The organism is Veillonella sp. 3310 (assembly GCF_003999875.1).
Lineage (GTDB): Bacteria > Bacillota > Negativicutes > Veillonellales > Veillonellaceae > F0422.
In genome coordinates, this window is record NZ_RQVJ01000004.1 from 38,540 (window position 1) to 53,211 (window position 14,672).

Below are 14,672 nucleotides of genomic sequence, written 5' to 3' on the forward strand. Positions count from 1 at the left end.
TATAAAAAAGCTGATTCTATCACGAATCAGATAGAATCAGCTGTTCTTTTGCATTGAAAAATTGTCGGCAACTCAAGTATCCTGCTATGGCAATGGCAATGGATATAGTTGAAAAAGACATAAAGATAACGATAATTTGGTATTTAATAGCCTCCATAGGGCTCATACCTGCTAGGATTAAGCCCGTCATCATCCCCGGCAAGGACACAATACCCAATGTTTTCGCACTATCGATGGTCGGTTGTAAGCTAAAGATAAGGGCTGCTCGCAAGATTGCTTTACAGGCTTGCATAGGCGTAGCACCTAGAGCTAGTTTGATCTGAATCTCTTGTTGACGGCTCTTAAAGCTAGTCGTAATTTGTCGAAAACAGAGTCCCACTGCGACCATCGCCCCAGACATCACCATACCACCTACGGGAATCATTTGGTACGGAGTAAAAGATAGCACGTTTGCCCCTAGTAAGATAGCAAGGGTAATCACAGCACCAATACCGATGCTAACACCCGCAATCCACGAGGCATGTGTAATTCCTTCTCCTCGTTTACCCCCATTGATAGCAGCACTGATAAGCATCACTAGCAAAACACCGCCCGTAAAGAGCGGATGATCGGCACCAAAGATAAAATGTAATACATAGCCTACCACCACTAGTTGCACTACCGCTCGCAATGCACTATGCAAGATTTCTAGTTCTAATCGCATTTTCTGCTGATAAGACACGATGACAGCCATGGCGATAAGTACCGTTGCCATCAGCAAGGACTCATTCGATAAAGCATTAAAGCTCCCCATGTAGCACCTCACAATCTGTAATAAGGCCGTCTTTCACAGTCATCCGACGTTGCCCCATACGGACACTTTGTTCTGGATTATGGGTCACCTGTAACAAGGTTAATCCTTCCTTGTGCAGTTGCATAAGGCCTTGTTCCACCCACTCCGTATTCTCCGTGTCCAAGGCAGATGTTACCTCATCTAATAACAACACTTCTGGGGCAAACAACAAACTGCGAATCAAACAAATCCGTTGCATTTCTCCTCCCGATAGTTCTGTATTAGACTTTTCCAATAGGTCTAAATCCATATGAAACAAATCAAATAACTCTTTGATCCTTTTTGTATCCACAGAGCGGCCTCTCATGGTAAAAGGAAAGGCTAGATTCCCTCGCACGGTTTGTCCAAATAAATAAGGTTGCTGGAAACAGTACGCCACTCGTTGTCGATACTCCGTCGGCGCATAGCTTTCGATAGGCTTACCATGAAAGAAAATTATACCTCCTGTAGGAGATACCAAGGAGCTAGCCAATTTTAAAATTGTACTTTTACCACTCCCCGAAGGGCCTATGATTGTGATACTTTCACCTTCCTCAACAGAGAAAGATATATCCCGCAAAATTTGACGGTCTCCCACTGTTAAAGAAATATCTTCAAAACTTACATGTGATGCCATACGCGATTCCCTATATTATAAATCAATCACCAATTCCACTGGACAATGATCAGACCCAAAAATATCCGCATGAATTTTCGCCTCTTGGATTTTGTCAGCAATGCTGTTGGATACGAGGAAGTAGTCAATTCTCCATCCTACGTTCCGCTCACGAGCTTTTCCCATGTAGGACCACCAACTGTACGCATCTATTGCATCAGGATATAAATAACGGAATGTATCCGTGAAGCCTGCTGCGAGTAGTTCTGTCATTTTTTCACGTTCCTCATCACTAAAGCCAGCATTTTTGCGGTTAGTTTTCGGATTTTTCAAATCGATTTCTTGATGCGCTACGTTAAGGTCACCACAAAGGATGACTGGTTTTTTCGCATCTAGTGCCAATAAGTATTCACGGAATGCCACTTCCCATTCCATGCGGTATGCTAAACGAGCCAATTCACGTTGGCTATTTGGGGTATAGCAGGTCACCAAATAAAATTTTTCGTATTCTGCTGTGATAACACGACCTTCTTGGTCATGTTCCTCAATGCCGATGCCATTCACTACAGAAATTGGCTTTTCTTTTGTGAAAATAGCTGTACCGCTATAGCCTTTTTTTACCGCACTATTCCAATATTGTTCATGATTTGGCAAGACCATTTCAATTTGTTCTGGTTGTAATTTTGTTTCTTGTAAACAGAACATATCTGCATCCAATGCATCGAATGCATCCATAAATCCTTTTGTCATAGCTGCACGCAAGCCATTGACATTCCAAGATATTAATTTCATTGTTAGTACCTCATATTGTCTGTTAATAAAAAATATATATTGATTATATCATAATTTTTCGATATGCGCTTTCCAAATATTTCAGATAGCAGTGGCAAGTTTTTTGTTAGAAAAATGAAACAAAAATTTCTTCCTTTCTCTATCTGTTAAATCGATAGGTTTCTTTAGAGAAATACTATAAAATTTTTGTTATAATATTAAAGTTGGACTAAGAGATACGTAAAGGATAGTTCTTAAAAGAACAACTCAGTAAGAATTAAAAATATAGAAGGTTACACAGAAGTCTCTCTGCCATCATCCATGCAAAACAAAAGTATATGAAATAAAAGGAGTAAACAATGACAGGAACCTATTCAGTGCGTGAATACCGTGATAAATTATATGATGATCTTCATATTCGATTAAAAGATACAGTGATTTTAATGTGTGCGATTTTTATTGCCTCTATAGGTTTAAATATGAATTCAGCAGCTGTCATTATCGGAGCCATGCTAATTTCTCCTCTTATGACACCAATTGTTGGACTGGGCTTCGGTTTAGCTATTTTTGATACCCGGTTAATCAAGCAATCTGCAGAGGTTTTAATTACTCAAGTATTAGTCAGTTTGCTTGTCTCGACTCTGTATTTCTGGATTTCTCCCTTGTCTTATGCAAGTAGTGAGTTGATTGCACGAACCTCTCCCACCATTTGGGATGTTCTCATTGCTATTGCTGGTGGAATCGCAGGTGTAATCGGTTCAAGAAAAAAAGAAGCAAACAATATCGTACCAGGAGTAGCCATTGCAACAGCTCTGATGCCACCTATCTGTACTGCAGGCTATGGATTAGCTAATGGAAATATAAGATTTTTATATGGAGCTCTCTATCTTTTCTTAATTAACTGTGCCTTTATCATGCTAACCAATATGGTTGGGACAAGAATTTTGATGAGAAAATCTCCCTTAGGCTCATTTAAGGATTTAAACATTAAAATTAGGATTGGGTTGATATCCTTGATTGTGTTATTGATTCTTCCAGCTAGCTATTCAGCAGTCACTCTGACCATAGATCAGGCGCGGAAAGAAGGAATCAAACAGTTTGTAGGAAAAGAGTTTGCTAGTTACACGGTTATTAATCAAGTCTACAAGTCAAGGAAAAATGAATTGGTCTTGACGATTGTTGGCGATCCGATTTCAGAAGAAGAATTAGCAGCGCTTCGTAAAAAACAAGCTGCTTACGGTATTCAATCCGTTCAATTGAAAATCAATCAAGTTGATCAATTCCATAATTCGACAAAATTAGATAGCCAGATGACCAAAGACTTTTACGAAAATATTAATAAGTATATCGAGCAAAAACTCTCTGAAAAAGATTCACAAAAAGATTTACTAAAAGAAAGTGAAGCAGACAAGGATTAAGGATATTGAACTTACCTCAAAAAAGCAACGGAAAATCCGTTGCTTTTTTTGCATGTTTGCAATAGTATTGGTGAAATAGAATCTCCCAATAAGCCACTTACAGATGACGTTTTTATACGGATAAGAGATGACAACATGAATAACGGTCAACTCAATATCGTACTTTATTTTTAAAAAATTTCATCAGACTTTTAAATGATTACAAACCTATTTATTGTAAATGAATTTTTTCTTTCCAATTCGCAATGTGCGCCAATTCTTCTGAAAGCACCTCTTTACCGACACGGATTTGACGAGCTACGCACTCTGGTGCTGTACCGCTGTAGTTTCTACGTCCCGCTACGCAAGCTTCGATAGTGATAGCATCTAGGATATCCGCTTCAAAATGATGTGAAATAGCTTTGAAATCATCTACGGATAAATCCAACAACACGCAATCTTTTTCGATACAATGTTGTACCGCTGCTCCTACGATGGCGTGAGCTTCACGGAACGGTACGCCTTTTTTCGCCAAATAGTCCGCCATATCTGTAGCGTTGGAGAAATCATCATCCAACACCGCTTTTGTATGGTCTCCATTGACTTTCATATGGCGTAACATATCTGCTGTAATAGAGATAGCAAAATGCAATGTATCAATGGTGTCAAAAACACCTTCTTTATCCTCTTGCATATCCTTGTTGTATGTCATTGGTAGACCTTTCATAGTTGTAAGAAGTCCCATCAAATGACCGTAAATACGACCTGTTTTACCACGTACTAATTCACAAACATCTGGATTTTTCTTTTGTGGCATAATGCTAGAACCTGTACAATGGGCATCATCCAATTCGATGAATCCAAATTCTGTGCTAGACCAAAGGATTAATTCTTCGCTTAAACGGCTTAGATGCATCATCACTTTCGCCCCAAAACTGAGGAACTCCAATACATAGTCACGATCACTAACAGCATCCATACTATTTTCATAAATGGCATCGAAGTGCAATAATTCCTTCGTTATGTTTTGATCGATAGGATAGGTGGTACCCGCCAAAGCGCCTGCTCCTAATGGCATCACATTGGCATGTTTAAAGATTAACGGTAAATTATCGAAGTCACGGCTCAACATAGAGAAGTATGCCATCATATGATGACTAAATAATACTGGTTGTGCCCGTTGTAAGTGGGTGTATCCAGGGATAATCACATCTTTGTATTTCTCTGCCACTTCTAAGAAAGCTTGTTGCAAATTCACAAGCTCCTCACCCATATGTACCACCACCTTGCGGATGTACATATGTAAATCCACCGCCACTTGGTCATTACGGCTACGTCCTGTATGCAGACGTCCGCCCGCTTCACCAATGGCATCGGTTAAGCGTTTTTCGATATTCATATGGATGTCTTCTAATGCCACAGAAAATTCAAAATTTCCTGCATCAATCTGTGTTTCAATGTCTTGTAAACCTGTTACGATAGCATCTTTATCTTCTTGAGAAATGATGTGTTGCTCTGCTAGCATCGTTGCATGAGCAATGCTGCCTGCCACATCTTCTTTATACATGCGGGAGTCAAAGGAAATAGAGGACGTGAAGTCCTCTACTGCCTTATCCGTCCCTTTGGTAAAGCGTCCGCCCCAAAGTTTCGCCATTATTTTAAACCTGCTTTCTCTTTCATTAATGCATTGATTGTCAAAGGCAATCCGAATAAGTTGATGAAACCTTCTGCATCAGCTTGGTTATATACATCATCTTCTTCAAATGTTACAAATTCTTGGTTGTACAAGGAATATGGAGATGTAGATCCTGCACTGATGATATTACCTTTGTACAATTTCAACGTTACTTGACCTGTTACAGTTTGTTGTGTGCTGTCCACAAAGGCTTGTAAAGCACTCATCAATGGAGCAAACCACATGCCGTCATACACAAGTTCTCCATATTTGTTCGCCACTAATTCTTTGTAATGGTAGGTAGCTCTATCTAGGCAAAGATATTCTAATTCTCTGTGCGCATACATGATGATGGCTCCACCAGGATTTTCATAGACACCACGAGATTTCATGCCTACTAACCGATTTTCTACAATATCTACAATGCCGATACCATTAGCAGCACCAATTTCATTCAAAGTTTGTAAGATAGTAAGAGGAGACATAGCTTGACCATTCACTGCTACTGGCACGCCTTCTTTGAAGTCGATAGTCACCATAGTTGGCGCATCTGGCGCTTCTTCAGGAGATTTGCTAACTAAATATACATCATTTTTAGGGGCATTCTTAGGATCTTCTAAATCGCCACCTTCATGGGATAAATGCCATACGTTTTGGTCCATAGAGTAGGGATGTTTTTTTGTTGCCACTACTGGAATGTCGTGTTTCGCTGCGTATTCCATGCAATCTTCCCGGGATTTCAATTCCCATTCACGCCATGGAGCAATGATTTTTGTATTTGGTGAAAGTGCTTTAATTGTCAATTCAAAACGCACTTGGTCATTCCCTTTACCTGTAGCACCGTGAGCGATGGCATCCGCTCCTTCTTGTGCAGCAATTTCTACTAATTTTTTCGCAATTAATGGTCTTGCAAAGGAAGTACCTAATAAGTATTTACCTTCGTACACAGCACCCGCTTTTACAACTGGCCAAATGTAGTCGGATACAAATTCTTCTTGCGCATCGATGATGTACGCTTTGGTAGCCCCAGATTTGATGGCTTTTTTCTCTACTGCATCATAATCTTCTGGTTGACCTAAGTTCACGCATACAGCGATAACTTCTGCGCCATAGTTTTCTTTCAACCAAGGAATGATAACAGATGTATCCAAACCACCGGAGTAAGCTAATACTACTTTGTTAATGTTGTTCATAATTGACCTCTTTCTTTGTGTAATTCACTGCTGTGCAGCACTTGTTTCTATCTTATGAACGTATTATACAACCATCTGTATAATAATGCAAGTATTTTTTATAAAAATTCTTTTATATACATTTTTATTCTATCTTATGCCATTTTATAGACAATACCTATAACCTGTAACCGCATCATTCTTCTATGACTACATCATACTTTCCCCTAATATACATTACCAAATGAATGCACTCTGCTCAAGTCTAGTCGGATGATTCAATATTCTTACGCATTGTTAATAGCAAACAAACCTTTCTACTGTTATAATCCATTCCTCCTATTGTTGATACCCCCTAGATATGATATGATGAACCCATGAAAACACTTTTTAAACTCATCCTTGTGCTCGCCATTGCAGCTGGCGGTTTATATTGGTTCGCTGGGTATACCCCAGAGGATGCTAAAACGACTACGCAGCATGTAGCACATACGATAAAAGAACAAACTATAGAACAAGGGGAAGATCAGCTTTCTAGAATCGACCGCATTAAACGTCTCTTTCATTTTAAAGAAGCTGTAGAGGAGGCCATGGATAAACGGGTGCCACCAGAGCATCGCGTTCGCAGCGAAGACATTAGCCCTATTGTAAAACAAGCTTTAGTGGCTACGGAAGATAAACGTTTTTATGAGCATGGCGCCGTCGATTTCTTTAGCATTGGTCGCGCCTTGTATACCAATACCATAGCTGGGCAAACAGTAGAAGGCGGTAGTACCATTACCCAACAATTGGTGAAAAATTTATTCTTATCCTCCAAACGTATCATGTCTCGTAAGGTGGAAGAAGTTTTCCTTGCTTATTTGATGGAACATTATTACAGTAAAGATGAAATCATCACCATGTATCTAAATACCATTTATTATGGTACCGATTACTATGGCATTAAATCCGCCTCTGAAGGGTACTTCAACACAAAGCCGAAGGATCTTAACTTAAGTCAAGCTGCTGTGCTGGCCGGCATTCCACAGGCACCGTCCTACTTTAACCCAGTAAGCAACATAGATGCTACAAAACAACGACAACGGACCGTGTTAACCTTAATGGCACAACAAGGGATTATCTCCTATGCAGACATCGATAAAGCCTATTATAAGCGACTTGATGCTCCGAAGAAACAACAGGATCACTAAATAAAAATAGAGGAAAGTTGAACAAAACACATCAACTTTCCTCTATTTCATTTCGTAGTTATTTTTTGCAATCTCTAGCTGTACATATACTATCTATATTTGATACCACTAGGCATGACTACTTAACAGTTGCAGAGTGGTCTTATGATTTTTAACTTATTTTCCTAAGTTCCCTACTGGCACATAAATACTACCACTAGACATAGGCGCGATAGTACCTTGGTCGTAAATCAACACGATATCGTGATTTTCACGGGCAAAGAAACTATTTGGCTTACCTGCTGTGGCATCCGCATAGATAGCTTTTTTACCTTCTTTTGGCAATTGTTGTAATCCTGCTGTAATCGTTTCTTGTGGGAGTCCACCAAAATCACTTAAGGACAAGCTGCGACCTGTGGTGGTATTAAAAGTAAATCCTTTTTCCACATTTATTCCATGAGACGCATTGTCCTCAATAGTGTAGGATGTGATGGTCACCGAAAAAATACCATTTCCATCAGCTTTGACGTCATAACTCATATACAAATTCTGTTTTTCACCATCTACAGCTTTTTCATTCGTCTTATGCACTTGCTTGCGAAGTTTTTCTACATAATCTGTAATAGTCTTATTCATCGCTTTTGTCACGTAAGAGCTTACCGATTGTACTTGTGGATACGTCAGATCCACGTGATTTTCTTTCACTGTCTCTGGCTTGACTGTTACTTGCAAACGATCTGTAAACGCTTTTGCTGCTGGTGCTACAATTTGTTTTTTATCTTGTCTAGCTTTCATCGTTTCCTCGCGGATGATACGATTGGTTTCTGGCGATGCCGTTGTAGAAATACGCTCGCCTACCGCAATGGGTGTTTCTTTCACTACTGTAATATCTGCTGCCTGCAATGCTATTGGTAAACAAGCGGCCATGAGTACCGCACCAAATATTTTTCTTCTCATAGTCTGTCTCCTTATCACATAGGGTATAGTTATATCTCTATTATATACACCAACTACATGAACCGTATATGAAAATTTTAAATATACTTCCCTAAATAGACGTATGTATACAAAATTTACTATATTTTTTATTGAAAGTCCTTGAGAATACTGATACAATGAGTAAGATAGTAGTGTATTTTAAGGAGGTATAACTATGAAGCATGATTTTATGAGTCATGATATTAGCTTACCGGAATTAACAGTCAGAGGCATGCTACTAGGTGCGATTATCACATTAATCTTCACAGCATCTAACGTATACCTAGGTCTGAAAGTAGGTTTGACGTTCTCATCCTCCATTCCGGCTGCTGTAATATCTATGGCAATCTTACGCTTCTTCAAGGATTCCAATGTTCTTGAAAACAACATGGTACAAACGCAAGCATCTGCTGCCGGTACCTTATCTGCAGTCATCTTCGTATTGCCAGGTCTATTGATGATCGGGTATTGGCAAAACTTTGACTTATTGAAAACATTGTTATTATGTGCCTGCGGTGGCTGTCTTGGGGTATTATTTACCATTCCATTACGTCGCGCTATGGTTATGAATAGTGACTTACCATATCCAGAAGGTCGTGCTGCTGCTGAAATTTTGAAAGTAGGTTCTACTGTTCCTGGAGAAACTACAAAACAATCCGGCGGTATGAAAGAAATCGTATCCGGTGGTGCATTAGCTGGTATCATCAGCTTTGTCACACAAGGTTTCCGTGTATTTGGCGAATCTAAATCTTTCTGGTTCCCTGTTGGAGCTGGAGCTACACAAATTCCATTTGGTTTCTCCTCCGCTTTATTAGGTGCCGGTTTCTTAATCGGTATTGCCAGTGGTATCGCAATCTTAATCGGTATGATTATTGCTTGGGGTGGTTTCGTACCATACTTAACCAATCATCTACCAAATCCAGATAACTTGGAAGCTATCAAATTCTCTAACACTGTATGGAAAACTAAAGTTCGTTTCATCGGTGCTGGTACAATCGGCGTAGCTGCCATCTGGACATTATTGACATTGATCAAACCAATCATTGAAGGTATCAAGTTATCTATCAAATCCATGACGGCTAGCGCAGAATATCGCGATACACACCGTATGGATACAGATATGAAACCATCTACTATCGCTATCGTATTTGCATTAATTATTATTGGTTTAATCGTTTGCTTCTACTCTTTCGTGTCTGCTCTTCCAATGTCCGCAGGTCTTGCTTGGACACTTGTGATAGCAGGTATCGTAGTAGCATTATTAATTGGTTTCTTCGTAGCAGCTGCTTGCGGTTACATGGCTGGTTTGATTGGTACTTCTGCAAGTCCAATTTCTGGTATCGGTATCATCGGTATCATCGTGTCTTCCTTGGTAGTGCTTACTATCGCATCCGCGAACAACTTGTTAGCTACTCCTGAAGGCGTAAAATTCTCCACTGCCTTGGCGATCTTCATGACTTCCGTGGTTATCTCCATTGCAGCGATTTCCAACGATAACTTACAAGACTTAAAAACTGGTCAATTAGTTGGTGCTACACCTTGGAAACAACAGGTAGCTCTATTAATTGGTTCCCTTGCTGGTGCCGTAGCAATTGCTCCAGTACTTGACTTGTTATACCATGCCTACGGTTTTACAGGCGCTATGCCTCGTGAAGGAATGGATCCTGCTCAAGCATTGTCCGCTCCACAAGCTACATTGATGCGCCAAATCGCAGAAGGTATCTTCAATGCTAATATGGATTGGACTTACATCTTCTACGGTATCCTTGTTGGTATTGCCGCTATCGTTGTTAACTTGATTTTAAAATCTACAACAAAATCCTTAACATTGCCACCACTTGCAATTGGTATGGGTATCTACTTACCTCCAACTTTGGAAATGCCTCTTGTAATGGGTGCGATCATCGGTTACTTTGTAAATCGTTACATCACAAAACGTGCGAAAGAACGTGCTGGTGCTTATGCAGATGCTGACGTAGAACAATCTAACCGCCGTGGCGTATTGTTCGCTTCCGGTTTGATCGTTGGTGAAAGTATCATCGGCGTTATCATCGCTGGTATCATCGCCTTCTCCGTAAGTACAGGTGGTAGCGAAGCTCCTCTTCAATTGGCTTTCACTGAAGCAAAATCCTATGGTGATACAGCTGAATGGCTAGGCTTTGCAGCATACATCTTCGTTGCACTTTGCTTAATTCGTATCGTAATCGCTTCTAAATTCAACAAAGCAGAAGCGGAAGCAATCGAAAACATGAATAAATAAAACACTACACATATCACAAAAGAGGCTGTAACCATTTGGTTGCAGCCTTTTTATTTCGCTAAAGAAATACACAAATAACAAAGGACTGAAGTAAATTCTAATACATCATTTTACTTCAGTCCTTTTATATTTGTATCATGCTAGCATATACAAAGCTATCATTATGTATTCTTTCTAGCATATACAATACTACTATTATCCATTGTTTCTACCATATTTATAGATCCACACCAGTCCATAGATACATCCGATAACAGTGGCAATCATACCACCAATGGATACGTCCCAAAGGAATGCTAATGTTACACCAATAGTAGTAGCTATAGTAGATACTACCATACTGATGAATAACATGGCTTTCACAGATCGAGCCAGCATAAATGCCGTCGCTGGTGGACCAATCATACAACCCGTTACCAAGATAGCCCCTACCGTTTGAAAGGAGGACACCGTGGTCAGAGATGTTAAGGTCATAAGCCCATAGGACACTGCCATAGGCATCGCTTGATATACCTTAGCACACACAGGATCAAAGGTAGTAAGGATTAATTCTTTCTTAAAGAGTGCAATGCATACGGCATTGATAAGGCATACCAACATGGCGATCCATAACAACATAGGTCCTAAATCATAAGCATCTACGGTAAAGCGTTGGAATGTAGCAAAGGCTAAATCACCTAATATTGCTGTGTCCACATCGAGATGTATGTGTTTACCAAATAAGGTAACTAACACAATGGCTAAGGCAAATAAGAAGGGAAACACGATACCGATGGCTGCATCTGGTCGAATATACCGACGTTGTTGCATCCACTCGACGGCATACACCGTCCCTACTCCCATGGCGGTGGCACCAATGATAAGCCAAGGGGAGTTCAAATCTTTTGTCACCAAAAAGGCTAACACAATGCCTAAAAACACAGTATGTGTGATAGCATCCACCATCATAGATAAACGGCGTAGTACCAAAAATGTACCTATGAGGCTACAGCTGATGCCTGTGATTGTAGCGATACCCCAAATTTCTAATATATGACTCATCCTACACACCTCCTCACGAGGCGTTTACCATTAGCCAATACTAAACTTAATAATATCATACCAGTCATCACAATAATGATAATAGGGCCCGTAGGAAGATTGCCCCAGAGAGCGCTCACAAATGTGCCCGTAAATGCCACTGCACTACCACTAATGGCAGCAATGATTACTAAAGTACGTAAGGAATGAGTCCACTGACGACCAATCATGGCTGGGCCAATTAATAAGGAGCTAATTAATATAACCCCTACGGTCCGAATCCCGATGACAATAGTCACCACCAATGCGGCACGGTAAAAAAATCGCACCTTTGACACAGGAATACCCATCAACTGTGCCTCAATAGGGTCAAATACGGTAAGACTCAATTCTTTCCAAAGTATAATAACCCCGCCTACAATGCAGGTTCCACAAATGGCCATCACCCAAATGTCACTTTGCATCATGGTTACAGCTTGACCAAAGATAAATGTATTCAGACCTGCCTGTCCAGCATTTTCCATAGACTGTACTCGCGTTAATAACACTGTACCAAATCCAAAGAAGGCCGCTAAAATCGTAGCTAAGGCTGCATCAAAACGAACTCCTTTTTGGGATGTTTTGTGCATAATCCATTCTGACAAACAGGCCGTGCATATGGCACCTAGTAACAGTACTGTAGTGTCTTTCACGCCTGTTAAAAGAAACCCCGCCACTACCCCAGGTAGTGTGGAATGGGCTACGCCATCGCCTAGTAAACTTTCTTGGCGCAAGACTGCAAAGGTTCCTATGACGCCACATACCAAGCCTAACATCACCGTCCCCAGTGCTACGATTTGAAATGTATATTGTTGTAATAATTCCATGGTGCCTCCTAGTATGAATATGTCTCATCTAGGATATGGGAACCTACTATATCTCGAACTGGTCCCATGCCCACCAATCTACGGTTGACGCAGAGAACTTGATCAAAATACACTTCTAAGGTCTGTAAATTATGATGTACAATGAGCAGTGTTTTGCCTGCTGATTGCATTTCCTTCATAATCTTCACTAATACAGATTCCGTGGTCTTATCAATGCCTTTAAATGGCTCATCCAGCAAGTATACCTCTTGATCTTCCACCAAGGCACGAGCTAGGAATACGCGCTGTTGCTGTCCTCCTGACAATTGTGAGATAGACCGTTCTGCATAGTCTAACATACCTACCGTCTGCAAGGCTTTTGTTGCCTCGTCTCTTTCACGTTTCCCTGGTCGTCTAAACCAACCCAATCTGCGGTAGGTACCCATCAATACCACTTCAAACACAGTAATGGGATAATCCCAATCTACTGTTGAGGTTTGTGGTACGTAGGCAATATGGTTATAAATACTATTCGATTTCGCTCCTCCATAAGCAGAAACTGTTTTAGTATCTAATGTTAAATCAATCGTTCCTTCTACTAATGGTACCAACCCTAATACGGCTTTTATCAAGGTCGATTTACCAGCACCATTAGGACCAACTATGGCCGTCATTGTTCCTTTTTCAATCTGAAAGGATACATCTTTCAGCACTACTGTATCATCATAAGCTACTGAAAGATGATCTACTTTCAAAATACACTTGCTGTCGCTCATCATTTAAGAGCGCCTACAATGGTATCAATATTGGCTTTGACCATACCGATGTATGTACCACCTTCTGTGTTAGGAGAACCTAAGGAGTCGGAGTATAATTCGCCGCCGATAGCCACGTCCCAACCTTTAGCTTTGCACGCTTCTTGTACGGCTTCGATTGTTTTATGAGGAACAGAAGATTCTACGAAAATAGCTTTGATTTTATGGTCTACAATAAATTGTACTAAGTCGTTCATATCTTTTGTGCCCGCTTCAGTAGCTGTGCTTACACCTTGTAAACCTTTTACTTCGAATCCATAGGCACGAGCAAAGTAATGGAATGCATCATGAGCAGTGACTAATACACGAGATTGCTCAGGAATTTCTTTCGTTCTATCTTTAATATATTGATCTGCTGCATCTAATTCTTTCATGTATGCTTCGTAATTAGCAACATAATCTTTTTCATGTTTAGGATCTTTCGCTACCAATGTATCTTTTACTACTTTCGCAGCTAATTTCCAGTTTTGTACATCAAACCAAATATGAGGGTCTTTTGCATCTGGACCTTCTTCTTCAAAAGCTAATAAAGTAGATGGATCCATGTCTTTCGATACTTCTACTACAGTTTTATTAGATTTTTTCAATTCTTGGAATACTTGACCCATTTTACCTTCCAAATGGATACCATTTAAGAAGATAACATCGCCTTTTTGTAATGTAGATACATCACCAGCACTAGCTTGGTACAAATGTGGGTCTACCCCAGCACCCATCAAACCTTGTACTGTTACATGATCACCACCAATTTTTTGCACTAAATCTGTAATCATTGTTGTTGTAGTTACCACTTGTAATGGTTTATCTTCTTGAACCGTATCTGCTTGCTTTCCACAACCTGCAATGGCCATAATACAAACGGCAAAAACAATGAACAATCGCCAAAACTTAAATTCTTTCATGGTCTTTCCTCCCTTACTAAACATATGGGATGTCCCGTACTATCCCTAAATTAAAAATTCCATGAGTCTTACTTATCTATACTATAGCACAACTGATAGTATTTCTCAATATAAATTTTTAATTATATGTTTCAAAGAATGAAAGAATTAGCTATTACCTTTGTTATCATTTATATATATGATAATGGGTATTATATTAATTTATGATTAAATATGTCATATTTACACCAAAACGTTCATT

At 39.9% G+C, this 14,672-nt stretch carries 13 protein-coding genes; 3 read left to right on the plus strand and 10 right to left on the minus strand.

Going from position 1 to position 14,672, the window contains the following annotated elements; genetic code table 11:
- Window positions 1-19: 19 nt before the first annotated feature.
- The 3 genes from fetB to EO127_RS06360 are packed head-to-tail and all read right to left on the minus strand — an operon-like array spanning window position 20 to window position 2,219.
- Entirely contained in the window at window positions 20-793 is a 774-nt protein-coding gene (gene fetB / locus EO127_RS06350) for an iron export ABC transporter permease subunit FetB (RefSeq protein WP_127448616.1), read from the minus strand.
- Window positions 780-1,448 (minus strand): ATP-binding cassette domain-containing protein, encoded by a 669-nt coding sequence (locus EO127_RS06355; protein ID WP_127448617.1) that lies wholly within the window; start codon window positions 1,446-1,448, stop codon window positions 780-782. Before EO127_RS06355 ends, fetB begins: the two co-directional genes overlap by 14 nt.
- Window positions 1,449-1,463: 15 nt before the next feature.
- The gene (locus EO127_RS06360; RefSeq protein WP_127448618.1) at window positions 1,464-2,219 is read right to left on the minus strand and encodes an exodeoxyribonuclease III; all 756 of its coding nucleotides are present in this window, start codon (window positions 2,217-2,219) and stop codon (window positions 1,464-1,466) included.
- 338 nt (window positions 2,220-2,557) lie between these two features.
- Here EO127_RS06360 and EO127_RS06365 point away from each other — a divergent pair, with 338 nt between their 5' ends.
- A complete protein-coding gene (locus tag EO127_RS06365) occupies window positions 2,558-3,616 on the plus strand; it encodes a DUF389 domain-containing protein (RefSeq protein WP_127448619.1) in 1,059 nt (352 codons plus the stop codon).
- Between the two features lie 211 nt (window positions 3,617-3,827).
- On the opposite strand, the gene argH is transcribed toward EO127_RS06365, so the two are convergent.
- Window positions 3,828-5,249 carry an argininosuccinate lyase gene (gene argH, locus EO127_RS06375; RefSeq protein WP_127448621.1) on the minus strand — a complete coding sequence of 474 codons (1,422 nt, stop codon included), beginning with the start codon at window positions 5,247-5,249 and terminating at the stop codon, window positions 3,828-3,830.
- Window positions 5,249-6,463, minus strand: coding sequence for an argininosuccinate synthase (locus tag EO127_RS06380; protein ID WP_127448622.1), 1,215 nt, complete (start codon window positions 6,461-6,463; stop codon window positions 5,249-5,251). Before EO127_RS06380 ends, argH begins: the two co-directional genes overlap by 1 nt.
- A 356-nt stretch (window positions 6,464-6,819) precedes the next feature.
- Here EO127_RS06380 and EO127_RS06385 point away from each other — a divergent pair, with 356 nt between their 5' ends.
- Window positions 6,820-7,632, plus strand: a complete 813-nt coding sequence (locus EO127_RS06385; protein ID WP_127448623.1) for a transglycosylase domain-containing protein — start codon at window positions 6,820-6,822, stop codon at window positions 7,630-7,632.
- 156 nt (window positions 7,633-7,788) lie between these two features.
- Here the strand turns inward: EO127_RS06385 and EO127_RS06390 are convergent, their stop codons facing one another.
- Window positions 7,789-8,568, minus strand: a complete 780-nt coding sequence (locus EO127_RS06390; RefSeq protein WP_127448624.1) for a PdaC/SigV domain-containing protein — start codon at window positions 8,566-8,568, stop codon at window positions 7,789-7,791.
- 196 nt (window positions 8,569-8,764) lie between these two features.
- Here EO127_RS06390 and EO127_RS06395 point away from each other — a divergent pair, with 196 nt between their 5' ends.
- Window positions 8,765-10,849 (plus strand): OPT family oligopeptide transporter, encoded by a 2,085-nt coding sequence (locus EO127_RS06395; protein ID WP_127448625.1) that lies wholly within the window; start codon window positions 8,765-8,767, stop codon window positions 10,847-10,849.
- A 195-nt stretch (window positions 10,850-11,044) separates the two neighbouring features.
- Here EO127_RS06395 and EO127_RS06400 read toward each other — a convergent pair whose 3' ends face one another.
- The 4 genes from EO127_RS06400 to EO127_RS06415 are packed head-to-tail and all read right to left on the minus strand — an operon-like array spanning window position 11,045 to window position 14,431.
- Complete coding sequence (locus EO127_RS06400; RefSeq protein ID WP_127448626.1) at window positions 11,045-11,890, minus strand: metal ABC transporter permease; 846 nt, start codon at window positions 11,888-11,890, stop codon at window positions 11,045-11,047.
- Window positions 11,887-12,735 carry a metal ABC transporter permease gene (locus EO127_RS06405; protein ID WP_127448627.1) on the minus strand — a complete coding sequence of 283 codons (849 nt, stop codon included), beginning with the start codon at window positions 12,733-12,735 and terminating at the stop codon, window positions 11,887-11,889. The genes EO127_RS06400 and EO127_RS06405 overlap by 4 nt, the downstream gene beginning before the upstream one ends.
- An 8-nt stretch (window positions 12,736-12,743) precedes the next feature.
- Entirely contained in the window at window positions 12,744-13,490 is a 747-nt protein-coding gene (locus tag EO127_RS06410) for a metal ABC transporter ATP-binding protein (RefSeq protein WP_371412861.1), read from the minus strand.
- Window positions 13,490-14,431: a metal ABC transporter solute-binding protein, Zn/Mn family gene (locus EO127_RS06415; RefSeq protein WP_127448629.1), complete on the minus strand. Its 942-nt coding sequence runs from the start codon at window positions 14,429-14,431 to the stop codon at window positions 13,490-13,492. Before EO127_RS06415 ends, EO127_RS06410 begins: the two co-directional genes overlap by 1 nt.
- Window positions 14,432-14,672 lie beyond the last annotated feature (241 nt).